Genomic DNA, 21,243 nt, shown 5'->3' with positions numbered 1-21,243 from the left:
GGTTCTCCTTGGCTCAGGCGCGGATCAGGCGCGGATCAGGTGCGGACGGGCTGCGCCGCCGCCGGCGTCGCCGAGCGGCGCGGGAGCAGCAGCGGGGTGAGGAGGGCGAGCAGCCCGGCGGCGGCGAGCGCGGTGCGCGGGCTGGTGGCGCCGGCGAGCAGGCCGCCGAGCGCGGTGCAGAGGGCGATGGACCCCTGTTGGCCGATGGACCAGGCCGTGAGGGTACGGGCGACGAGGTGCTTGGGCGTCTGTTCGAGCCGGTAGGTGGCGAGCACCGGGACGAACAGGCTCATGTTGACGATGATCGCCAGCTCGACGGCGATCACGGTGACCAGCCCGAGGATGCCCGGGCGGACGAACACCAGCCCGATCAGCCAGACGGCCCGCAGGGTGCCGACCGTACGGAAGACGCGGTCGCGCCCGTAGCGGGCCACGGCCCGGCTCGCCAGCCGGGAGCCGATCAGGCCGCCGAAGCAGGGGGCGGCGAAGGCGAGGGCGTACTGCCAGGCGGGGAAGTGGAGTTGGCGCAGGAGGAGGACGGCGAGCAGCGGTTCGGTGGCCATGATCAGGCCGGAGACGAGCAGGTTGTTGAGGTAGAGCGCGCGCAGACCGGGGTGGGTCAGCAGGTGCCGCCAGCCGTCCAGGAGTCCGGCGCCGGTAGCGGCCTCGGGCCTGCGCGGGGCCTCCTCCCGGTGGCGGATCGCGGTGACGCCGAGGGCCGAGAGCAGGTAGCTGAGCGCGTCCGCGACGACCGTGACGACGGGCCCGAACAGGGCGATCGCCGCCCCGCCCAGCGGCGGGCCGATCGCGATGGAGCTCCAGTTCGTGGACTCGAAGCGGGAGTTGGCCGTGAGCAGGTCCTCCGGGGGGAGGAGGGTCTTGAGGAAGGCGCCGCTCGCCGCGTTGAAGGCGATCTTCGCGGCGGCGACCACGGCCGAGACCACCAGCAGCTGGACGAAGCCGAGCAGGCCGAGGGCGTACGCGAGCGGGATCGTCGCCATCGCCGCGAACCGTGCCAGGTCCATCGCGATCATGACGGGCCGCTTGCGCCGGAACTCCACCCAGGGCGCGAGCGGCACCGCGAGCAGCGCCCCCACGGCCGGCCCGACCGCCGAGAGCACCGACACCTCGGCGGGGCTCGCGTGCAGCACCAGGACGGCGATCAGGGGGAACGCCCCGAAGCCCAGCCCCGATCCGTACGCGCTCACCGCGTACGCCGCCCACAGCCAGCCGAACGGCCGGCCCAGCCGCCTTCTGCTCATCGCATCCCTCACCGTGATCGAACAAACGGAAGTTGACCTGGGAGAGCCAACAGGTCGGTGATATGGCCGGTCAAACAACCGTATCGGGCGCGTCGCACAACGCCTGGTTGTTCAGTAGGGTGGTCGATCGTGGATCTCGAAGCAGTGCGGACCTTCGCCCTCGTGGCCGGGGCGGGCCAGTTCCAGAAGGCCGCCGTCGACCTGTCGATCACCCAGCAGGCCGTCTCCAAGCGCATCGCCGCGCTGGAGCGCGACCTCGGCGCCCGGCTGTTCAGTCGCACGCCGCGCGGCGCCGAACTCACCATCGACGGGCAGGCGTTCCTGCCGCACGCCCGCGAGCTGCTGCGCGTCGCCGACCGGGCCCTCGCCTCCGTGCAGCCCGGCCGGCGGCCGCTGCGGGTGGACGTGCTGAGCTCGCGCGGCGCGACGGCGGGCCTGATGCGGGGCTTCCATGCCGCGCACCCCGAGGTCGACCTCGACGTGCTGATGCTGTTCGACATGGACCGGGCGGTCGAGGCGCTGCGCTCCGGCGCGATCGACGCGACCTTCCGCGCCGTCGGCATGCCGGGCCGGCCGCTGCCCGAGGACGTCGTCTCCGTCCGGGTGCTCGACGAGCCCCTCCAGCTGATGACCGGCCCGGCGCACGCCCTGGCGGGGGCGAGGTCGGTGACCCTCGCCGAGCTGGTCGGGCACCGGATCTGGATGCCCGGCATCGCCCCCGGCACCGAGTGGGCGGCCTACTACGACGAGCTCGTCGCCGAGTTCGGCCTCGGCATCGAGGCCACCGGCCCCAACTTCGGCGCCGACGCGCTGCTGGACACCGTCGCCGACACCCCGGCCCTGGCCACCTTCATGGGCGAGTACGCCCGGATCGTCTGGCCCGCCGGGCACGGGCTGCGGCTGATCCCCGTCGTCGACCCGGCGCCCGTCTACCCGCACTCGCTGCTGTGGCACCGCGACAACCCGCACCCGGCCCTGGCCGTCCTGCGCGAGCACCTCGCCACCGCCGCCCCGGCCCCCGGAGCCGCAGGGACCTGGACACCGCCCTGGACGCCGCCCCGGACGCCGAGGGTCGACTAGTCGACAGGGCCTAGTCGACGGGCGCGGCGCGCCGCAAGGGCGTTCCCGACAAAGCGCGCGGCGCATCCTCGGTGGCGCTCCGGCAGCGGTGCCGGGCGGTGCGCTGGTTACGATCCGAACCACAGGACACCTGGAGAAGAGGGCAAGCACCGCGTGAGCACGCAGCAGATCACCCCCAAGCAGCGGGGCTACCTGATCGTCAACTCCCACCCCGCCGGCAGCGCGGCCACCGTCGAGCGGCTCCGGGACGGTCTGGAGCCCGCCTCCGGCGACAGCCGTCCGGTCGTCCTGGTGCTCGGCTCCAGCGCGGGCTACGGCCAGTCCGTCCTGTTGGCCGGCCTGCGCCGCCACGGCGTGCGCGGCGTCGGCGTCGCGTACGAGACCCCGGCCAGTGAGCGGCGCACCGCCACCGCCGGCTGGTACCGCACGGCCGCCGCCGCGGAGCTGATCGAGCGCGACGGGGGCGACTTCACCTTCGTCAACGCCGACGCGTACGCGGACGCGACCCGTACGGAGGTCCTCGAACTGCTCGCCGACCGCTACGGCCGGGTGGATTACCTGATCTACTCCCTGGCCTCGCCCCGGCGCTCCGACCCGGCCACCGGCGAGATCCACCACTCCGTCATCAAGCCGATCGGCGCGGCCTACACCTCGCCGTCCCTGGTCTTCGAGGACGGCGAGCCGCGGATCGGCAGCGTCGACCTCAGCCCGGCCGACGAGGCCGAGCGGGCCGCGACCGTCAAGGTGATGGGCGGCGAGGACTGGCGGCTGTGGGTGGACGCCCTGGCCGGGGCGGACCTGCTCGCCCCCGGCTTCACCACCGTCGCGCTCTCCTACGTCGGCTCCGAGATCACCGCCCCGGTGTACCGCCAGGGCACCATCGGCGCGGCCAAGGAGCACCTGGAGGCGACCGCGCACGCGCTGGACGCCGAGGTGCTGGGCGAGCGGGGCCGGGCGTTCACCGTCGTGGCCGGCGCGGCCGTCACCCAGGCGTCGACGGCGATCCCGTCCATCGCGCTGTACACCTCACTGCTGCGCAACGTCCTCGGCGAGGACGGCTGGCGCACCACCGCCGACCAGGCCGTGGACCTGTGGGAGCAGCTGACGGGCGCCCGCCCGCTGAACCTGGACGGGCAGGGGCGCATCCGGCTCGACGGGTGGGAGCTGGACGAGTCCGTGCAGCAGCGCGTGCGCGAGCTGTGGGCGGACCCGGCGGCGGCGCTGGCGGCGGAGCCGGGCGGGGCGGCCTGGTTCTACCAGCAGTTCCGGGAGCTGTACGGCTGGGACGTGCCGGGTGTGGACTACTCGGTGGAGGTCGAGACGGTGGTGGCCTGGCCGTCGCGCTGACGCGTTGTCCGGGCGGCCCGCCGCCCGGTGGCCCCGGTTCGCCCGCCTTCGCGCGGGCGGGCCGGGGCCTTTTAGGTGTCGGCCCGCAGGGTGGCGAGGGCGGTGCGCAGGAGGAAGGCCTCGGCGCGGTCCCAGGTCCAGCCGTTCTCGACGACCAGGGTGCGCCAGCTGCCGGGGCCGAACCAGAACCAGAGGAGGTCCGCGACGTCCTCCTCCTGTCCGAGGGCGCGCAGGTGCTGGGCGGTGGCGTCGAGGGCGGTGCGGTAGGAGGCGGTGGCGCGCTCCCACAGGGCCTCGCCGTCCTCGTGGGCGGGCAGCGCCTTGTGGATCGCCTCGTGCACGGTGAACGTGCCCTCGTTCCCGGCCCGGGTGCCGCGGGCCAGCGCGGTGAGGGCGGACTCCCGGTCCGGCGCGGCGAGCACGGCACGCATCGCCCGCTCCTCGCCGGAGGCCCGTACGGCGGTGTCGACGATCTCGTTGAGGATGTCGCTCTTGCTGCCCGCGCTGGCGAAGACGGCCTTGGCGGAGACGCCCGCGTCGGCGGCGATGTCGGCGACGGTGACCCGGCCGTAGCCGCGTTCGGCGAACAGCCGGATCGCCGACCGGAGGATCTGGGCGCGGGTCTGGGCGGCGGCCTGCTCGCGCAAGGGGGAGACGTACCTGCGTTTGGTCGGCATGGGGTTCAGCCTAGCTTCGAAAGTACTGGACCTATTCAATAGGTTGTGACTAACCTGAATTCACGTCAGGGCGCAGCCCGCGCCCTCGTGTCGGAGGGGAACCGAACCATGGGAATCACAGCCGAGGACGCGGCCCGCGGCCTCTTCACCGTCCTGGCCACCGGCGACGCGGCCCTGGCCGCGCGGGTCGTGCACCCGGAGTTCGTCAACCGCGAGGCCGTCGTCTCGCCCGCCGCCTCCTCGATCCCCGGGCCCGCCGGGGTGCTCGCCTCGGGCGCGTGGCTGCGGGCGGCGTTCAGCGACCTGGCCTTCCCGGTGAGCGGGGTGGTGCACGAGGGCGACCAGGTGTGGATACGGCTGCGGATGGTCGGGCGGCACACCGGCCCGTTCGTCCGCTACCGGGACGGGCGGCTCGACCAGGCGATCCCGCCCACGGGGGTCGAGATCGACACCGATCAGGTCCACGTGCTGCGGCTGCGGGACGGGAAGGTCCTGCGGCACGAGGCCGTGCGTGACGACCTCACCCTGTTCGGCCAGCTCGGCCTCGTCCCGCCCGGCCCGGTCGCACGGCTCGTCGAGGAGTGGCGGGCGGACGGCCGCGCGGCCGAGGCGGCCGACCGGATCGCCGAATCCGCGGACCGGGCGGCGGCCACGGCGCTGTAGCGCCCCTGGTGTCACCATGCTGGGAGCGTCAACCGACGAGGAAGGGCGGTCACGGATGTTCGTCGAGGTGGACCTCTACAGCGGCCGGCCCAACCCCCGGTTCTCCCTGGAGGCCGGGGCCGCAGCGGAGTTGGCGCGCCGGCTCGGGGCGCTGGCGGCGGACGGCGGGGGCGGGCGCCCGTACGACGGGCTCGGCTACCGGGGGCTGAGGGTCCTCGGCGGCGCGGAGGAGGTCCTCCTGTCGGGTGGTGTGGTGACGGTGCGGGGCCCGGGCGGGTCGGCACGCCGACTGCGGGACCCGGGGCGGGAGTTGGAGCGCTGGCTGCTCGACCGTGGGGCGGGGGAGCTGGACCCCGAGGTCGTGGCGGAGGCCCGCCGGGAGCTCGCGCGGTAGGGCGGAATCGGCCACCGGGCGGCGGTTTCGGTCGGCTGCACGGAGGTGTGCTGCACGAGAAGTCGGCCCGGCCGACTTCTCGTGCAGTGACGGGCCCGCGGGGTTCCGGGCCGAAGGGCGAGGGGTAGGGAGGTCGTCGCCGACCACCGGCCCCCACCTCACTCCTCGATCAAGGAGACCGGGACCATGCTGAGGATCACCGCCGACATCTACTCCGGCCGACCCAACCCCACGGCGGACATCACCGACGAAACAGAGGCGCGCGCCGCCCTCAGGGAGCTGGCGCGGGACCGCGACCTGCTCGCCGGGCCCGCCGAGGCGCAGGCCGGCGGCCTGGGCCTGCGAGGGTTCTGGGTCGAGACCTTCGACGACGAGCTGTCGCACGACTTCGACGTGGAGTCCCGGCTGTTCCTCCCGGCCGGGGCGCAGGCGGGCGCCGGGCGCGCGGCGGAGGTCGCCGAGCGGCTGATCGCCACCGCGGACTGGGGCCACGCCCCCGACACCTTCGCCGGCTCGGTGCTGCCGGTCGAGGAGGACTTCCGGGAGTTCCTGCTCGGCCAACTGGCGGGCGGCGGCCGGGTCTCGGCGACGGACCGGGTCGAACCGGCGGGCGGCGAGCGGGGGGAGGACCTCGCGGTCACCTGCCAGATCGAGTTCGCGGCGTTCAACCCCGGGTTCTGGAACAACGACCCGAACGTCATGGCCCACAACAACTGTTACAACTACGCGAGCAACTGGCGCACCAACACCTTCGCCCAGCCCGGCCGGGGCTGCGGCCACATGTACACCCAGATCACCTGCGCCGAGGTGGGCCGCGGGGCGCTCTGCGACGGCATGCACCACCGGTTCGACTGCTTTCCCGACAGCGAGAAGCCGCGCTACCTCACGGCCCTGGTCGTCATCCCCGGCGGGCGCGACTACCACTGGTACCGGAAGCAGAAGGAAGGGTTCTGGGGCCACAAGCCGGGCCAGACGGCGGCCCGCAACTACGACAACAGCGGGCACGTGATCTACGACCCGGAGAAGGCGGACCGGGGCCCGTACACGATCTTCTGCGGCTACTTCTACGGCTGCAACACCCAGCGGCACCGGATCAACTGACGGACGACGTCGAGGTCGTCACGGCTGTCCGCCGGGAGCTCGCGCGGTAGCGCTGTGCCGCACGGGAAGTCGGCCCGGCCGACTTCCCGTGCTTGCTACCGCTTCGCGGCCTCGAACCTCGCGATCGGAAGCTTCAGCACGCCGACCCGTCGCGGAGTGACGACGGCCAGGGCCGGTTTGATGCCGAACGTCACCACCCGTGCGGCGAGGACGCGTTCGCCGAGCCCGGGCAGCTCGGCGACGACCTGGCGCTGGTCCACGCTCCAGATCCGGATGGCGCCGTCGAGGACGTGGACCACGAAGACCCGCCGGAGGAACTCGTCGACCAGGACCAGCTCTCCGGACCGATCGCCCCGGGAGGTGGAGATCGGCAGGCGGCCGACCTCCGTGCCGGTGGCCGCCTCGTGGACGGCCACGCCCTCCGGGCCGGACAGGCAGGCGAGCGTGCCGGAGGTGCTGAGGGTGAGGCCGGTCACCGTCCGACTGTCGCCGAAGACGTGCCGGATCTGCCCGCTCGACGCGGCCCAGGCGACCGCACCGGTGTGGCGCCACCCCGTCCCGTCCTGCCACCCGATCACGGTGTCGTCGGCAGCGGACAGCAGGTGGTGGGGGTTCGAGTCACCCGCGAAGTGCAGCCGACGCCCCGGTCCCATCATGAGGACGGGATTCACCTCCGGCCCGGCCAGAGCGATCGCGCGCTGGACCACGGCGCCGGTGGTGTACGGCTGCGGCCCCTCCGGCAGGTCCAGCGGCCGGCCGGGCGCGGGCGCCTGCCCGCGCAGATCGGCGTCGACGACCTGCTGAGCCGTCTGCGAGAAGGCGTCCGGTACCCGTTGCAGGACGGCCAGGGCGGTGGCGTCGGGCCCGTTCGCCAGCACCACGCCCTCTTCCGGTCCGAACAACCCGGGCACCGGGACGAGCGGCGTCTGCCTGACCGTGCTGTGGACCTCCACCGACGACCAGGGCCACCCCCGCTCCCGCCCGCGCAGGCACACCGCCAGCGCGGGGAATCCCTGGGCGGTGACCGGCCGCAACCACGCCTGCTCGATGGCCTGTTCGGGCGCGCAGACGAACAGCGGTCGCAGGGCTTCGAGCGAAGGCGGTCCCTGGACCGGCGGCCGCGGTGGCCGGCTCGGGCGGGGTGGAACCGGGAGGAACGGAATCGGGCGGGGTGGATTCGGACCGGGGACGTGGTCGACCTTTGTCGACACGACGACGGTCGGGCTGTACCCCGGGCCCGGGCCCGGGAGGCTGCGACGCAGGGAGTCGGCCGTCGTGCGTGCGTCCGGCCGCCGCGTCGGGTCCTTGCTCAGCAGCGACTTCAGCAACTCCGCCAGCGGCCCGGCGTTCGAGGGCGGTGCGGGAGGCTGGGTGAGGATCGCGACGTACAGCGCCGTGAGCGTCGTGGCGTCGAACGGCCGGCGGCCCTCGACGATCGCGTACAGCGTCGCGCCCAGCGACCACATGTCGCTGGCGGGCGTGGCGTCCCGGCCCTCCAACTGTTCCGGCGCCATGTAGTGCGGGGTGCCGATGGCGACGCCGGTGCGGGTGAGCTGGGTGGTGGCGTCCAGGACACGGGCGATCCCGAAGTCGGCGATGACGGCGCGGCTACCGTCGAGCAGGACGTTCTCGGGCTTGAGGTCACGGTGCACGACGCCCGCGGCGTGCGCGTGGGCCAGCGCGTCGGCCATGGCCGCGCCGAGTTCGGCCACCCGGCGCCAGTCCATGGCGCCCCGCTCGCGGATCTCCCCGGCGAGGGAGGAACCCTGGATCAGCTCCATGACGATCCAGGGGATACCGCCGTCGGTGACGACGTCGTGGACGGTGATCACCCCGTCGTGCCGCAGCCGGGCCGCCACGCGCGCCTCGCGCAGGGCCCGCTGCACCAACTCGTGGCGCTCCTCCGGGGGAAGGTCGTCGGGGAGCATCAACTCCTTGACCGCGACGACCCGGTCCAGGTTGGCATCGTGCCCACCCCACACCCGGCCCATCCCGCCCTGCCCGATCAGCCGGTCCAGCCGGTACCGGCTGTTGACCATGTACCCCACCCCAACAGACATGCGGGTCACTCTAGGCAATGGCGTTCCGAGGCGCTGCACAGGAAGTCGGCCCCGCCGACTTCCTGTGCAGCATGAGCGAGCGGAACCGCTCGCACGGGCGGCTCCGCTGCGTTGGTGATCCTCAGAGGATGCGGCCGAGATGGAGGACCGCGATGGTCACCACCTGCTCGGTGATCTCGTACAGGACGCGGTAAGGGCCGACGTGTATGCGACGAAGATCCGGTGAGCCGTAGGGCGCCGAGCCTATCGGCCGGGGGTCGTCGGCCAGAAGGTCGACCGCGTCCATGACCTGGCGCAGGCCATCCGCGTCATCCTTGAGGAATCGGGCGGCCGCGTTGATCGCGGGCTCGTCCCAGATGATCCGGTAGGTCATTCACGCTCCAGGCCCAGGAGGGATCGGACGTCCTCGTGGGGCACGCTCGCGACGGTGCCTGCGGCCTGGCGAGCGCGATAGCGGGCGACGGCCAGCTCGTCTTCCAGGTCGGCGAGTTCCTGTGGATTGATGAGTACGGCAGCGGGCTGACCGTGGTCGGTGATGGTGATGCGTTCGCGACTGTGGGAGGCGCGGCGTACCAGAGTGCCGAATCTCGCTCGCGCCTCGGTGATGGGCAAAGTCTCACTCATGACAGAAGTGTACACTTTGCGCTGCTTTCGAGGGTGATACTTCGGTGAGTCGCACCTATGAGCACTGAGTAGTCGCCTCGGACTCGCGTGCAGTGGGGTGCAGCTGTGGATCGCTGGGTGGCCATCGGTTCGTGCGAACGAGCAGACGCGCGGGTGCTTCTTCTGTCCCCGCCCGGCGAGCGCCGGGCGGGGACGGGGAGTTCAGGGGCGGTGGGTGGCGATGGTGATGCGGTGGGCGGTCCAGGTGGTCATGCCGCCGACGTAGAGGGTGGTGCTCCAACTGCCGTGGCGGGTGAGGCATTCGGCGATGCCCTCGCCGCCGGCGGGGCCGATGCAGAGGCGGATGAAGTCCCGGTGGGCCTCGCTGACGGGGAGGCCGCGGACCTGCTCCCAGAGGACGGGCAGGGCGCGGTCCAGGTCCGGGAAGTAGGCGGGCGGCATGATTCGGGCGATCTCGGCCCGGAGAGTGGTCACGGGGTGGCCGTGTAGATGGGCGCGGTGAGGTGGCACCACACGAACTTGCCGATGCCGCCCCGGCGCGGGGAGCACCCCCATTCGGCGGCCAACTCGTGGATGAGGAGCAGCCCTCGGCCGGCCTCGTCGGAGTCGGAGGCGTCGCGGAGCGTGGGCTTCTCGCTGTCGGCGTCGTGGACTTCGATGCGGAGGGTGCGGTCGGGGGAGAGGTGGAAGCGGATGAAGAGGAGCCGGTCACGCGGGGTGCGGGCGTGCTGGACGGCGTTGGTGACGAGCTCGCTGAGGAGCAACTCCGCGTTGGGGAGGAGGAGTTCGCCGGAGGGGAGGGGGAGGAGGAAGGAACGGAGTTCCTGGCGGGCGGCGCGGGGGGACTTGCGGTGCCGGGGGAGCCAGCAGGTGTGTTCAGGCATGGCGGGGCCACCTCTGTTGGTCTGGGGTGAGAGCGGCTGAAGGGGCATGGGGATGCCCGGTGAAAGCCCGCCATGATCACGATGGGTCGCATGGTGGACTACGTTGAGTAGCATGCACCTGTGGTGATGCAAGTCGCAAGCGAAACAACTGCAACGATGCAGATGTGGTTTGCTGGATTGACGCATCGTCACGAGGCAGACTTGGGGCTTGTCATGGAGAGGATCTGTGCATGGCTGATGAACTGAGGCCGACCGTGCGGGGCCGCCGTCTTGGCTCGGAGTTGCGACGTCTCCGAGATTCGGCCGGCAAGACCACGGAGGACGCCGCGAAGGCGCTGGAGTGCTCTCGCGCGAAGATCAGCAGGATAGAGACCGGCGCGTCAGGCATTCGGCGACTGGATCTGGGCATCCTGCTGAATCTCTACGGGGTCACGGCGCGGGAGGACCGCGAAGTGCTTGAGGTGTTGGCCAGGGATAGCAAGAAGCGCGGATGGTGGCATGACTACGGCGACACGGTTCCGCCGGCCTATGCCGACTTCCTCGGGCTCGAAGGGGATGCCCGGTACATCCGGACATGGCAATCCATGGTCGTGCCGGGCTTGTTGCAGACAGAGCAGTACGCTCGCTCAATACTGGGAGCGAACCCGGCTGCGGTGCGGCCGGAGCGGATTGAGCAGCTCGTTGAGATCCGCATGGAGCGGAAGGAAGTTCTCTCCAAGCCTGATCCGGCCAGATTCTCGGCGATCATCTGGGAGCCAGCACTCAGGTGCCCGGTCGGTGGCAGGGACGTTCAGCGGGCGCAGTTGCAGCACCTCGCTGAGGTTGCTCAGCTTCCGAACGTGACCTTGCAGGTTGTTCCTCTGGCGGTCGGCGCCACGGCAGGTGCATGTGGGGCGTTTGTGATGTTTGGGTTTACGGACTCCCCGAATCCTGGAGCTGTGTTCTTGGAGACGCTGACGAGCAGCCACTACATGGAGCAGCAGGCAGAACTGGACGGCTACGGGCTGGTCTTCGAGTACCTTCGGTCGTCTGCTCTGAGTCCGGAGAGCTCGGTGGATATGATCTCCGCGATCGCGGCGGAGAAGTGAGCACGAGACCAGACAGAGGTGTGAGCGCAATGACCGTACCGGAGTTCACTGTTCGGGAATGGCGCAAGAGCAGCTACAGCGCTCAGGCGAACGATTGCGTTGAGACCGGCCGTCTCGCGTCGGGCGGGATGGCTGTTCGAGACTCCAAGGATGAGGACGGCCCTGTGCTGGCTTTCGAAGCCGATGCTTGGGCTTCGTTCGTCTCCGGGGTCAAGGGCGGGGAGCTTCCGGGCCTCGACTGACATGACAAACAGAGGTGCCCCGCACGGGCCGTGGCCGTGCGGGGCACCTCTGTCTATCGGCTCTTCTTAGAAGTCGTCGTCGAAGGCGACCGAGCCCTCGACGGCGACCTGGTACGCGGACACCCGGCGCTCGAAGAAGTTGGTCAGCTCCTGGACGTTCTGCAGCTCCATGAAGCCGAACGGGTTCGTGGACCCGTACCGGATCGGCATCCCGAGGCGCGCGAGGCGCTGGTCGGCGACGGCCTGGAGGTACTCGCGCATGGACGCGGTGTTCATGCCGGGGAGACCCTCACCGCACAGGTCCTGGGCGAACTGGAGCTCGGCTTCCACAGCCTCCTCCAGCATCTCCGTGACCTGCTTGGCCATCTCCTCGTCGAAGAGGTCGGGCTCCTCCTCGCGAACGGTGTCCACCACCGACATGGCGAAGTCCATGTGCATGGACTCGTCGCGGAACACCCAGTTCGTCCCCGTGGCCAGACCGTGCAGCAGACCGCGCGAGCGGAACCAGTACACGTACGCGAAGGCGCCGTAGAAGAACAGACCCTCCACACACGCCGCGAAGCAGATCAGGTTGAGCAGGAACGCCCGCCGATCTTCCTTCGTCTGCAGCGAGTCGATGTGGTCGACCGCGTTCATGTACTTGAAGCAGAACTGCGCCTTCTGCGCGATCGACGGAATGTTCTCCACCGCGGCGAAGGCCGCGTTGCGGTCCTCCGGGTCAGGCAGGTAGGTGTCCAGCAGCGTCAGGTAGAACTGGACGTGCACGGCCTCTTCGAACAACTGCCGCGAGAGGTACAGCCGCGCCTCGGGCGAGTTGATGTGCTTGTAGAGGCTCAGCACCACGTTGTTCGAGACGATCGAGTCACCGGTGGCGAAGAACGCCACCAGCCGCCCGATCATGTGGCGCTCGCCCTCGCTCAGCTTGGCCAGGTCGGCCACGTCCGAGTGGAGGTCGACCTCCTCGACCGTCCAGGTGTTCTTGATCGCGTCCCGGTACCGGTCGTAGAACGACGGGTAGCGCATCGGGCGCAGGGTCAGCTCGAACCCGGGGTCGAGCAGCATCTTCTCGCGGTCGTCGCTCATTACTGGCAGGCCTCGCAGGACTCGGGGTTCTCCAGGGAGCAGGCGATGGCATCCTGCTCGGCCTGGGTCATGGTCGGGGTGGGCACCGGGACGGCCGTACGCGCGGCACCCGAGGCGGCCTGGGCGATGCGGGTCGCCGGGCGCGAGCGCAGGTAGTAGGTGGTCTTCAGACCGACCTTCCACGCGTAGGCGTACATCGAGCTGAGCTTGCCGATGGTCGGCGCCGCCATGAACAGGTTCAGCGACTGGCTCTGGTCGAGGTACGGCATGCGGGCCGCGGCCAGGTCGATCAGCGCGCGCTGCGGCAGCTCCCACGCGGTGCGGTACAGCGAGCGCACCTCGGCGGGCAGCCAGCTGAGCTCCTGCACCGAGCCGTTGGCGTCGCGCAGCGAGTCGCGGGTCTGCTGGTCCCAGACGCCGAGGTCCTTGAGCTCGCGCACCAGGTACGGGTTGACCTGGAGGAACTCGCCGGAGAGCGTCTCGCGCTTGAACAGGTTGGACACCTGCGGCTCGATGCACTCGTACACGCCGGCGATGGAGGCGATGGTCGCGGTCGGGGCGATCGCGAGCAGCAGCGAGTTGCGCAGGCCGGTGACGGCGATGCGGGCGCGCAGCGCCTCCCACTCCGAGGCCCACTGCGGAGCGGCCGACGGGAAGTGGTCGATGTGCAGCTCGCCGCGGGCGGCGCGGGTCTCGCCGTACGCCTCGTGGCGGCCCAGCTGCTCGGCCAGGTCGGCGGAGCGCTGGTACGCGGTGAGCATGATGCGCTCGGAGATGAGCGTGGACAGCTTCGCGGCCTCGGCCGAGTCGAAGTCGAGGCGCAGCTTGAAGAAGACGTCCTGGAGGCCCATGACGCCCAGGCCCACGGGCCGCCAGCGGGAGTTGGAGGTCCCCGCTTCGACCGTCGGGTAGAAGTTGATGTCCACCACGCGGTCGAGGAAGGTCACGGCCGTGCGGACGGTGGCGTCGAGGCGCTCCCAGTCCATGGCGTTGATCAGGTCATCGGCGCCGGCGCCAACGGCCACGTGCGCACCGAGGTTGACCGACCCCAGGTTGCAGACGGCGGTCTCGGAGTCGTCCGTGACCTCCAGGATCTCGGTGCACAGGTTCGAGGAGTGCACCGTGCGGCCCGGCAGGGCCGTCTGGTTGGCGGCGCGGTTGGAGGCGTCCTTGAAGGTCATCCAGCCGTTGCCGGTCTGCGCGAGGGTGCGCATCATGCGGGCGTACAGGGTCTGCGCCGGGATGGTGCGCACGGCCTTGCCGGCCAGCTCGGCCTTGAGGTAGGCCTCGTCGAACTCGGCGCCCCAGAGGTCGACCAGCTCGGGGACGTCGGCCGGGGAGAACAGCGACCAGTCGGCGTTGGCGTTCACGCGGCGCATGAACTCGTCCGGGATCCAGTGCGCCAGGTTGAGGTTGTGGGTGCGGCGCGCCTCTTCGCCGGTGTTGTCGCGGAGCTCCAGGAACTCCTCGATGTCGGCGTGCCAGGTCTCCAGGTAGACGCAGGCCGCGCCCTTGCGCCGGCCGCCCTGGTTGACGGCGGCGACGGAGGAGTCGAGGGTGCGCAGGAACGGCACGATGCCGTTGGACTTGCCGTTGGTGCCGCGGATCAGGCTGCCGCGCGAGCGGATGCGCGAGTAGGACAGGCCGATGCCGCCGGCGTGCTTGGACAGGCGGGCGATCTGCGCGTAGCGGTTGTAGATCGAGTCCAGGTTGTCCAGCGGGGAGTCCAGCAGGTAGCAGCTGGACATCTGCGGGTGCCGGGTGCCGGAGTTGAAGAGCGTCGGCGAGGAGGTCAGGTACTCCAGGCGGCTCATCAGGCGGTACAGCTCGGCGACCTCGCGCACGGACTGCTCGGTGTCGCCGACCGCCAGGCCGCAGGCGACGCGGAGCAGGAAGTGCTGCGGGGTCTCGACGACCTTGCGGGTGATCGGGTGGCGCAGCAGGTAGCGGGACTGCACGGTGCGCAGGCCGAAGTACTCGAAGCGGTCGTCGCCCTCGGTGTCGATCAGGGCGTCGAGCGCGGCGGAGTGCTTGGCGACGAACGCGGCGGTGACGTCGCCGATCAGGCCCTCGGCGTGGCCGACGGCGATGGAGGCGGAGAAGGAGGTCGCGCCCTGGCCGTTGGCCTCGTCGACGATCTCCAGGGCGAGCAGGCGGGCGGCCAGCTTCGAGTACTGGGGGTCCTCGGCGATCATCGACGCGGCGGCGTCCACGGCGAGGCCGCGCAGCTCGGCGAAGTCCGAGCCGGCGTGGCGGCCGCGCAGCGCGGCGGCGGCGACGTGGCCGGGGTCGACCTCGGGGAGATCGGCGCTGCGGTCGGTGAGCAGCCGCAGGAGAGCACCGCCGGGGTCGGAGACCGTCGGGTCGGTGAAGGCGGTGCCGGTGCCCTGGGCGGGCAGGGTGGCTGAGGCAGCGGTGGTCAAGGCGCTCTCTCCTGGCGGCGATCGGCGGCTGATCGGACGGGCGCCGGGCCGTTCGGGGCAGGGGAGCTCGGCGCGGACGCGGAAAGGCGTACGCGCGACGGTGACTCCCCGGCCCGCCCGCGAGGCCCGGAGGGTGGTGCTCGGTGCTGCGCGGCCTCTGCGGGAGGGCCGTGGGCACGCCGTCGGCAGGTACTCGGACTTGCGGGCGGGGCTCCTTCGAGCCGCCCGTTCACCGCTGCGGGGCAGTCCCGGACTCGCACCGGGTTCCCCTGCTTCGACAGCAGGAGTGAGCATACATCTAGTGCCAGGAATCCAATGCAGCCCCACATGTAGTGTCGCCGGAGTGTCGCGCGGCGAAGTTGTTCGACTACGTGTGCGATAAGCTGATCAAGCCGGGGGGTGCCATTCCTGGCCCGGACGGGCCGCGCACGGTCGCATACGCACCTGTGCGGAGGCCCCCGGCGAGGCCCCCGTGGAAGCCCCCGTCGAGGCCCCTGTCGAGGCCCCCGGATTCTCCAGACAGCGCCCCGTGTCCCGGTTCGCGAGCTGGCCCGTCCGGGTGACGTTCCAGCGCTGCCCGTAGCCCGAGGTGCAGCCGGTGAGGACGGGCGCACCGAGGTTCGAGTCCTCGACGCACCGCCCGCCCTGTTCGATCGAACCGGCGTCCCCCATCGTCCAGGTCTGCGCCGGCGAGCCGTCGCAGGTGCCCGCCCCGACGGCCGCCGGGTCCCCCGCCACGCGGCTGTCCAGGCAGAGCCCGGGCAGCGCCGAGGTGATCGCCCCGCTGGGCTGCCCGGCGGCCGCCTGGAACGAGAACGAGTCGCTGGAGAGCCCCGCGCCGCCGTCCCAGATCTCGAACCCGGCCTGCACGGCGCACAGGTACGAGCCCGCCGGGACGTAGCCGCGCTGGACGGCGTCGCGGGTGAAGGCCCGCAGGTCGAGGTCGGTCACCGAGGTGGTGCTGGCGGCCGACTCGTAGGTGATCAGGGTGTGGCTGCTCTTCTTCGGCGCCTGGAAGACCCGGTACGAGGCGCCCCCGGCCTTCAGTTCTCCGGCCGCGTCGCCGAACGGCGACTTGCCGTTCCCCCGCAGCCAGATCATCAGCTCGGCGCTCTCGGTGAACGAGCAGCTGGTGCGGCTGCTGCTGTACCAGAGGTCGTACGAGACGTTGTAGACCCCCGCGTCGACCTGGGTGGTGTGCCAGCTGCTGGTCGCGTACCGCAGGTTGCCCACGGGGATGGGCAGCGGGCCGCCGCCCTGGGGCTGGGTGCTGATGTGCGGGTAGGCGCCGGGGCCCCGGTCCGGGTCGGTCAGGCTGCCCGGGCCGACGCCGCTGCGGGTCACCCGGAAGCCGGTGGAGCCGTCGGTGTCGCTGATGCAGAGGCCGCCGGTGGAGTTCCACTCGTTCGGGTTGATCAGGTAGCGGCCGGAGTCGACGGCCTGGGACGGGTAGCGGTTCTCGCCGGTGGAGCAGAGCTCCCCGGCGGTGGCGGCCGGCAGCGGGGTCACCGGAGGGGCCGTGGGGGCCGCCGGGGCGGCCTGCGGGTGGTCTCTGGGCAGGAGCGCGGCGCACAGGATCAGCGCGACCACGGCGGCGGGCGCCAGCCACCACCACGAGCGCCGGTCCGTGCGCCCCGGGAAGGGCGCGGCGGGAGTGGTCATCTGGTCCTCGCCTCGCTGCTGAAGCTGCTGCTGCGGTGGGGCCGGCCGGGACGGGGGCCGGGTCGGGGGCGCGCTCACCCGGCGGGGGTGGAGCTCGACCGGGGCCGGGTCGCGGTGGGCGTCGGCTTCTTCGCGGGGGGCTTCGTCACGGCCGAGGGGGACGGCGCGGCCGGCGGGTCGCTCGCCGGGGCGGGCGCGGAGGCCGGCGGAGGGGCCGTCAGCAGCGGCTCGGAGTGGACCGTCCAGGAGGTGTCGTACCGGGGCGCGGCGACACCGGCGGCGAAGGCCTGGGAGGCGGCGTCGGAGGCCGTCACCCGCCAGTCGACCTCCTTGCGCGACTCGTACCAGATCACGCCGATGATGTCGGGGTGCTGGGGGAGCTGGGCGAACATCTCGGTGATCCACTGCGCCTTGAGGCCCGAGGTGTCGGTGGCCGCGGTCTCGGTGATCACCACGGGCTTCTGGGTGAACTCGCGCAGCTGCTTGATGGTCGGCGAGAAGATCTGGTCGAAGGACTTGTACTTCTCGACGCCCGTCGTGCCGTAGTAGCCGGACAGGCCGAGCCAGTCCACGTAGTCGTCACCGGGGTAGAGCGAGCCGAGGTTGGTGGCGTTCTCGTAGTCGACGTTGGGGCTCCACACCCAGGCGACCCGGGTGGCGCCGGCCTGTTTGAAGAGGTCGTGCACGTGCTTCCAGGCCTGGACGTACTGGCCCTTCTGGTTGCCGTTGGCCTGCTCGCACCACGGGTACCAGTAGCCGTTCATCTCGTGGGCGAAGCGCAGCGCGACGGGGTAGCCGAGGTCGCGGATGCCCGCGGCCCAGGTCTTGATGTAGTCGTCGAAGGTGCCGTCGATGATGTGGGCGAGGGAGTACTCGGGCTGGTTGCCGCGCAGCTTGTCCTCCTTCGCCTCCTTGCGGTAGTCCCAGGGCTCCCAGGCGACCATCGGCATGATGCCGCGTTCGGCGACGGTGTCGAAGGTCCGGCGGTCGAACTTCCGGTCCCACCAGCCGACGGAGAACTCCAGCACGTTCGGCTGGTGCTTGACGGCGGTGGCGAACTCGTCGAGCGGGCCCAGGTCGTACGGGCCGGGCTTGGTCATGATGCCGGTGAACGCGGTGCCGGCGGCCGGGAAGCGCGGCGCCGGGGGCGGCCCGGTGGGCGTGGGGGCGGGCGTCGCGCCGGGGGTCTCGGTGGGCGTGGGCGCGGGCGGCGGGACGGCCAGGGCGGCGGTCAGCCAACTCGGCTTCGCCGTCGGGGCGGAGCCGCCGAAGGCGTACGGGTCCTCGGCGTGGTTGCGGGAGAGCCGGGGCGCGAGGACGAAGGTGTAGCCGACCATCAGCGCCAGGGCGAGCAGGGCGGCGATCCGGGGGACGGTGATCCGCAGCATCAGCGGGCCCTCCGTCCGGCCCGTCCGCCGGCCCGGGCGGGCTCCAGCAGCTCCTCCAACCCGGGCTCCCGCGCGGGCTCCTGAGAGGGCTCCTCGGCGGCCTCCCGCACGGGCTCCACGGCCGCGGCGCGCTTGCGCTGAACCGGTACGGGAGCGGGCGCGGGTTCCTCCAGCGGGGACTCTTCGGCCTCGGACACCGCGTTGGCCTCGGCCTCGGACACCGCCTCGGACACCGCCTTGGCCGCCGCCGCCCGCTGGGCCCGCCTCTCCCGGCGCGCGCCGACCAGCGAGATCAGCAGCGGCGCCACCCCGGTGAACAGGCTGACCCCGGCCCAGAACCGCAGGATCCAGATGTCGTGGTGCAGCGTGAAGCTCGCCCCGAGCAGCCCGCCCGCCACGGCCGCCCACAGCAGGTGCAGCCGGAACGTGGACAGCGACTCGGCGCTGCGCAGGTCCCCCTTGGCGGTGACGGCGTACGCGAGCGGGCGCCGCAGCAGCGCGGCGATCGCCGCGGCCACGTAGACCGGCCCGGCGAACAGCGCCAGCCCCATGCCCGCCGTGCCGATCTCCCGCCGCTCGTGCGCGGCCAGGTTGAACCGCCGCAGCCAGAGCCAGAGCAGGAACCAGCTGCCCATGCTGGCGCCCCACAGCGCCATCCAGTGCGCGCTGTTGAGGTGGATGGAGGTGACGCCGAGGGCGAGGTAGACGGAGGTGGCGAGGCTGCCGAGGACGGTGCTGATCGCCACGCTCGGATAGTAGAACTGGACGAGGCCGTACAGCACGCGCTGGCGCAGCCGGAGCCTGGGGCCCGAGCGCAGCCGGGACTTGAGCAGGATCTCCCAGATGCCGTACGCCCAGCGCTTCTGCTGGTTGAAGTAGTCCGTCCAGGAGGTCGGCCCCTCACCGACGGCGAGGACGTCGGGGGTGTAGACGCCCTTCCAGCGGTTCCCGGTGGCCGGGTTGACGGTGGCCTGGACCCGCATGCTGGTGAGGTGGTCCTCGATGATCGAGTCCTGGTAGCCGCCGATCTGGCGCCAGGCGGCGGGCCGGTACAGGTGGTTGGTGCCGATCAGCAGCGGGGCGTCCATGCCGTTGCCGCCGCGCTCGACCAGGCCGGAGAAGAGGTACTGCTGCACGGAGGCGCCGTGGGCGACCCAGTTGTCGTACATGTTGCCGTAGACCTGGGGGGCGACGACGAACGCGATGTCGGGGTCGCGGAAGTAGCCGAGGGTGCGCTCCAGGAAGCAGGGCAGCGGGACGTGGTCCGGGTCCATCTGGGCGACCACGTCGTAGCCGTGCTCGTGCTCCGCGCGCCAGGAGTTGTGGTTGCCGGACTTGGTCCTCGCCCGGAACTCGCCCTCGGCCTGGTTGTACTCGGGGCGGCCCTTGCGGCTGAAGTGGTGCACGCCGAGCCGGGCGGCCATCTTCCTGACGCGGTCGTCGTCGCCCTCGTCGAGGATCCAGACGTCGACCCGGCCGTCGTACTCGATCCGCAGCATGGCCGCGAGGGTGCGCTCGACGATCTCGATCGGCTCCTTGGACGGCACGATCGTGGTGAGCACCGCGACCCGCAGGCCGGGCGGCGGGGTGACCGGCACCGGGTCCTTGGCGCGGAAGGCGAAGACCCAGACGGCGAGGTTCTGAACCAGACGGATGACCTCGACCGTTACTACAGCACAGAAGCAGATTCGCGCGAGGTTGATCCGCCAGTCCGGGGACCAGCCCACACCGGAACCGGGGATGTGTTCGGGGAGGAGCAACCAGCCGACGAAGGCGAGGCCGGCGAGGGCGTTGACCAGCACCAGGAGGGTCGTGGTGAACGTCGCGCCCCGCGAGGAGGCCGGGCGGTAGCGGACGGCGGCGCCGTCCTCGCCGGGGCTGAGCGGGCCGGCCGTCTCGGCGCAGGCGACGTAGGCGCGCTGCGCCGCCGAGTTGCGCACCTCGCGCCGCACGATGCGCCGTTCGTGACGGGCACGCGGAAGGACACGTCCGTGGCGTCCGCGCCCCCGCCTGCCCCGGTCGGTCGTCTGCTCGTTGGTGGAGTCCACCCGGTCAACCCCCGTACCGCCGCCCCGTGGTGCCGGAACGGCTGGTTTCCCCTGCTCTCAGCCTCCGCCGGTCGGCGCCGCCCGTCGGGTTCGTCGCATCGACGGGCGGGATGAGCCGGCGCTCTCATGCTTGACCGATCATCAGCCAAGCGGTGTGCACGCGTCAGCATACGGGTCGTGATCGAGCGATCACGGCGGGGCCCCGGCGCGGGAGGCGCCGGGGCCGCTGCGGGCGTGCGTCGATCCGCTGGTCAGGGCGTGATCTTGACGGTGTTGGCGATCTGGTCCATCAGTGCCAGCGGCGGGGCCTCGGCGGCCTGGTCCAGGCAGATCTGGAGCACCGGCACGGTGGTCGCCCCGGCGGCCGGGGTGACTTCGAGCACACCGCAGTAACTGTCCGGCGCGGAGGAGCCGCTGGACATCGGGACGTGCCAGAGCGCGAGGTAGCCGTCCATGCCCTGGATCTTCACGGGCGACTGCTTGACCGGCTCCGGCGGCGTGGGGGAGTCGGCCCCGTAGCGGGAGTTGTAGAGCAGCTGGCCCATGCCGAGCACCAGGGACTTCGGGTCGGACCAACCGCCGTTCAGCACCCGGAGGTTCTGCACGACGATGCCGCGGGTGCAGGCCCCGCCGCCGTGGCCCACGCAGGCGTACGGGTTCACCGCGTAGCGGATCTCGTTGGGGGCCTTGGCGTCGACCTGCACCTGCCACTCCTGCGGCAGCATGAAGTTCATCTTGGAGTCCTGGCCGGTGATCTGCCGGCCGCCCGCGAGCTGCTGACCGCCGGTCAGGGCCGTGCCCATGAAACCGTTCGGGCTCTTGGGGTCGGCGGCGGGGCCCGAGGGGGTGACCGGTCCGGCCTTCGGGGAGTCGTCGGACGTGGAGCCCTGGTGGCCCACCAGGTAGCCGCCGCCGGCCATCACGACCGCCAGCACCACGGCGCCGACGGCCAGCAGCACGCGCTTCTTGCCGCGGTCCGGCTCGACGGTCTCGAACACCACCGAGGTGGGGACGGGCTTGACGGGCGGCAGCCCGGGTGAGGGCTGCGTCGGCGCGGTGGCGGCCGGGATCGGCGCGGAGGGCTGCAGCGGCACGCCGGGCATCGTCGGGGTGGGCGGCGGCGCGGGCGAGGGCTGCCGGGGCGGCGCCGTCCGGGTGGTCGCGGTCGCCACGGCGTCGCTCGGGGCGGCGTGGCCGGGGAAGGGGCTCACGGGGGC

The 21,243-nt window shown here is 71.6% G+C and carries 20 protein-coding genes and 1 riboswitch; of the genes, 7 read left to right on the top strand and 13 right to left on the bottom strand.

The window, feature by feature from the left end:
- Window positions 1-35: 35 nt before the first annotated feature.
- The gene (locus ACIRRS_RS30680) at window positions 36-1,262 is read right to left on the bottom strand and encodes an MFS transporter (RefSeq protein ID WP_402977543.1); all 1,227 of its coding nucleotides are present in this window, start codon (window positions 1,260-1,262) and stop codon (window positions 36-38) included.
- A gap of 129 nt (window positions 1,263-1,391) precedes the next feature.
- On the opposite strand from ACIRRS_RS30680, the gene ACIRRS_RS30675 reads away from it, so the two are divergent.
- Both ACIRRS_RS30675 and ACIRRS_RS30670 read left to right on the top strand, forming a co-directional pair.
- The gene (locus ACIRRS_RS30675; protein ID WP_402977540.1) at window positions 1,392-2,342 is read left to right on the top strand and encodes a LysR family transcriptional regulator; all 951 of its coding nucleotides are present in this window, start codon (window positions 1,392-1,394) and stop codon (window positions 2,340-2,342) included.
- A 153-nt stretch (window positions 2,343-2,495) separates the two neighbouring features.
- Window positions 2,496-3,689, top strand: coding sequence for an enoyl-[acyl-carrier-protein] reductase FabV (locus ACIRRS_RS30670; RefSeq protein ID WP_402977537.1), 1,194 nt, complete (start codon window positions 2,496-2,498; stop codon window positions 3,687-3,689).
- Window positions 3,690-3,760: 71 nt separating this feature from the next.
- On the opposite strand, the gene ACIRRS_RS30665 is transcribed toward ACIRRS_RS30670, so the two are convergent.
- A complete protein-coding gene (locus ACIRRS_RS30665) occupies window positions 3,761-4,366 on the bottom strand; it encodes a TetR/AcrR family transcriptional regulator (RefSeq protein ID WP_402977534.1) in 606 nt (201 codons plus the stop codon).
- Window positions 4,367-4,474: 108 nt separating this feature from the next.
- On the opposite strand from ACIRRS_RS30665, the gene ACIRRS_RS30660 reads away from it, so the two are divergent.
- The 3 genes from ACIRRS_RS30660 (at window position 4,475) to ACIRRS_RS30650 (ending at window position 6,524) form a co-directional block, all read left to right on the top strand.
- Entirely contained in the window at window positions 4,475-5,029 is a 555-nt protein-coding gene (locus tag ACIRRS_RS30660) for an ester cyclase (protein WP_402977531.1), read from the top strand.
- A 16-nt stretch (window positions 5,030-5,045) separates the two neighbouring features.
- On the top strand, window positions 5,046-5,423 hold the full coding sequence (locus ACIRRS_RS30655) for a hypothetical protein (RefSeq protein ID WP_402977528.1): 378 nt from the start codon (window positions 5,046-5,048) through the stop codon (window positions 5,421-5,423).
- A 186-nt stretch (window positions 5,424-5,609) separates the two neighbouring features.
- Window positions 5,610-6,524 carry a hypothetical protein gene (locus ACIRRS_RS30650; RefSeq protein WP_402977526.1) on the top strand — a complete coding sequence of 305 codons (915 nt, stop codon included), beginning with the start codon at window positions 5,610-5,612 and terminating at the stop codon, window positions 6,522-6,524.
- Between the two features lie 95 nt (window positions 6,525-6,619).
- Here the strand turns inward: ACIRRS_RS30650 and ACIRRS_RS30645 are convergent, their stop codons facing one another.
- From ACIRRS_RS30645 to ACIRRS_RS30625, 5 genes are all read right to left on the bottom strand, one after another.
- Window positions 6,620-8,584, bottom strand: coding sequence for a protein kinase (locus ACIRRS_RS30645; protein WP_402977524.1), 1,965 nt, complete (start codon window positions 8,582-8,584; stop codon window positions 6,620-6,622).
- 121 nt (window positions 8,585-8,705) lie between these two features.
- Window positions 8,706-8,957 (bottom strand): type II toxin-antitoxin system RelE/ParE family toxin, encoded by a 252-nt coding sequence (locus ACIRRS_RS30640; RefSeq protein ID WP_402977521.1) that lies wholly within the window; start codon window positions 8,955-8,957, stop codon window positions 8,706-8,708.
- Entirely contained in the window at window positions 8,954-9,208 is a 255-nt protein-coding gene (locus ACIRRS_RS30635; RefSeq protein WP_402977518.1) for a type II toxin-antitoxin system Phd/YefM family antitoxin, read from the bottom strand. The genes ACIRRS_RS30640 and ACIRRS_RS30635 overlap by 4 nt, the downstream gene beginning before the upstream one ends.
- A 201-nt stretch (window positions 9,209-9,409) precedes the next feature.
- Window positions 9,410-9,682 (bottom strand): hypothetical protein, encoded by a 273-nt coding sequence (locus tag ACIRRS_RS30630; RefSeq protein ID WP_402977515.1) that lies wholly within the window; start codon window positions 9,680-9,682, stop codon window positions 9,410-9,412.
- Entirely contained in the window at window positions 9,679-10,092 is a 414-nt protein-coding gene (locus ACIRRS_RS30625) for an ATP-binding protein (RefSeq protein WP_402977512.1), read from the bottom strand. The genes ACIRRS_RS30630 and ACIRRS_RS30625 overlap by 4 nt, the downstream gene beginning before the upstream one ends.
- A 230-nt stretch (window positions 10,093-10,322) precedes the next feature.
- Here ACIRRS_RS30625 and ACIRRS_RS30620 point away from each other — a divergent pair, with 230 nt between their 5' ends.
- Both ACIRRS_RS30620 and ACIRRS_RS30615 read left to right on the top strand, forming a co-directional pair.
- The gene (locus ACIRRS_RS30620) at window positions 10,323-11,180 is read left to right on the top strand and encodes a helix-turn-helix domain-containing protein (protein WP_402977509.1); all 858 of its coding nucleotides are present in this window, start codon (window positions 10,323-10,325) and stop codon (window positions 11,178-11,180) included.
- Between the two features lie 29 nt (window positions 11,181-11,209).
- A complete protein-coding gene (locus tag ACIRRS_RS30615) occupies window positions 11,210-11,422 on the top strand; it encodes a DUF397 domain-containing protein (RefSeq protein WP_402977506.1) in 213 nt (70 codons plus the stop codon).
- 66 nt (window positions 11,423-11,488) lie between these two features.
- On the opposite strand, the gene ACIRRS_RS30610 is transcribed toward ACIRRS_RS30615, so the two are convergent.
- The 6 genes from ACIRRS_RS30610 to ACIRRS_RS30585 all read right to left on the bottom strand — a co-directional run bounded on the left by ACIRRS_RS30610 (window position 11,489) and on the right by ACIRRS_RS30585 (window position 21,237).
- Window positions 11,489-12,505 carry a ribonucleotide-diphosphate reductase subunit beta gene (locus tag ACIRRS_RS30610; RefSeq protein ID WP_402977503.1) on the bottom strand — a complete coding sequence of 339 codons (1,017 nt, stop codon included), beginning with the start codon at window positions 12,503-12,505 and terminating at the stop codon, window positions 11,489-11,491.
- A complete protein-coding gene (locus tag ACIRRS_RS30605) occupies window positions 12,505-14,904 on the bottom strand; it encodes a ribonucleoside-diphosphate reductase subunit alpha (protein ID WP_402977683.1) in 2,400 nt (799 codons plus the stop codon). Before ACIRRS_RS30605 ends, ACIRRS_RS30610 begins: the two co-directional genes overlap by 1 nt.
- A 190-nt stretch (window positions 14,905-15,094) precedes the next feature.
- Window positions 15,095-15,239, bottom strand: a riboswitch (cobalamin riboswitch).
- Window positions 15,240-15,315: 76 nt separating this feature from the next.
- Entirely contained in the window at window positions 15,316-16,590 is a 1,275-nt protein-coding gene (locus ACIRRS_RS30600; protein WP_402977500.1) for a ricin-type beta-trefoil lectin domain protein, read from the bottom strand.
- Window positions 16,591-16,664: 74 nt separating this feature from the next.
- Entirely contained in the window at window positions 16,665-17,978 is a 1,314-nt protein-coding gene (locus ACIRRS_RS30595) for a glycoside hydrolase family 26 protein (protein ID WP_402977497.1), read from the bottom strand.
- Complete coding sequence (locus ACIRRS_RS30590) at window positions 17,978-19,930, bottom strand: glycosyltransferase family 2 protein (RefSeq protein WP_402977494.1); 1,953 nt, start codon at window positions 19,928-19,930, stop codon at window positions 17,978-17,980. The genes ACIRRS_RS30595 and ACIRRS_RS30590 overlap by 1 nt, the downstream gene beginning before the upstream one ends.
- Window positions 19,931-20,277: 347 nt before the next feature.
- Window positions 20,278-21,237 (bottom strand): hypothetical protein, encoded by a 960-nt coding sequence (locus ACIRRS_RS30585; RefSeq protein WP_402977694.1) that lies wholly within the window; start codon window positions 21,235-21,237, stop codon window positions 20,278-20,280.
- Window positions 21,238-21,243 lie beyond the last annotated feature (6 nt).

Origin of the sequence: Kitasatospora sp. NPDC101183 (assembly GCF_044767945.1) — a bacterium.
Classification (GTDB): Bacteria; Actinomycetota; Actinomycetes; order Streptomycetales; family Streptomycetaceae; genus Kitasatospora.
The sequence above is the reverse complement of the archived record's forward strand: the minus strand, read 5'-3'. Positions and strand labels throughout refer to the sequence as shown.

Coding starts and splice junctions, on each gene's coding strand:
- ACIRRS_RS30680 (WP_402977543.1), bottom strand. CDS start 1,262: ATGAGCAGAAGGCGGCTGGGCCGGCCGTTCGGCTGGCTGTGGGCGGCG.
- ACIRRS_RS30665 (WP_402977534.1), bottom strand. CDS start 4,366: ATGCCGACCAAACGCAGGTACGTCTCCCCCTTGCGCGAGCAGGCCGCC.
- ACIRRS_RS30660 (WP_402977531.1), top strand. CDS start 4,475: ATGGGAATCACAGCCGAGGACGCGGCCCGCGGCCTCTTCACCGTCCTG.
- ACIRRS_RS30655 (WP_402977528.1), top strand. CDS start 5,046: ATGCTGGGAGCGTCAACCGACGAGGAAGGGCGGTCACGGATGTTCGTC.
- ACIRRS_RS30650 (WP_402977526.1), top strand. CDS start 5,610: ATGCTGAGGATCACCGCCGACATCTACTCCGGCCGACCCAACCCCACG.
- ACIRRS_RS30645 (WP_402977524.1), bottom strand. CDS start 8,584: ATGTCTGTTGGGGTGGGGTACATGGTCAACAGCCGGTACCGGCTGGAC.
- ACIRRS_RS30640 (WP_402977521.1), bottom strand. CDS start 8,957: ATGACCTACCGGATCATCTGGGACGAGCCCGCGATCAACGCGGCCGCC.
- ACIRRS_RS30635 (WP_402977518.1), bottom strand. CDS start 9,208: ATGAGTGAGACTTTGCCCATCACCGAGGCGCGAGCGAGATTCGGCACT.
- ACIRRS_RS30625 (WP_402977512.1), bottom strand. CDS start 10,092: ATGCCTGAACACACCTGCTGGCTCCCCCGGCACCGCAAGTCCCCCCGC.
- ACIRRS_RS30620 (WP_402977509.1), top strand. CDS start 10,323: ATGGCTGATGAACTGAGGCCGACCGTGCGGGGCCGCCGTCTTGGCTCG.
- ACIRRS_RS30615 (WP_402977506.1), top strand. CDS start 11,210: ATGACCGTACCGGAGTTCACTGTTCGGGAATGGCGCAAGAGCAGCTAC.
- ACIRRS_RS30610 (WP_402977503.1), bottom strand. CDS start 12,505: ATGAGCGACGACCGCGAGAAGATGCTGCTCGACCCCGGGTTCGAGCTG.
- ACIRRS_RS30600 (WP_402977500.1), bottom strand. CDS start 16,590: ATGACCACTCCCGCCGCGCCCTTCCCGGGGCGCACGGACCGGCGCTCG.
- ACIRRS_RS30595 (WP_402977497.1), bottom strand. CDS start 17,978: ATGCTGCGGATCACCGTCCCCCGGATCGCCGCCCTGCTCGCCCTGGCG.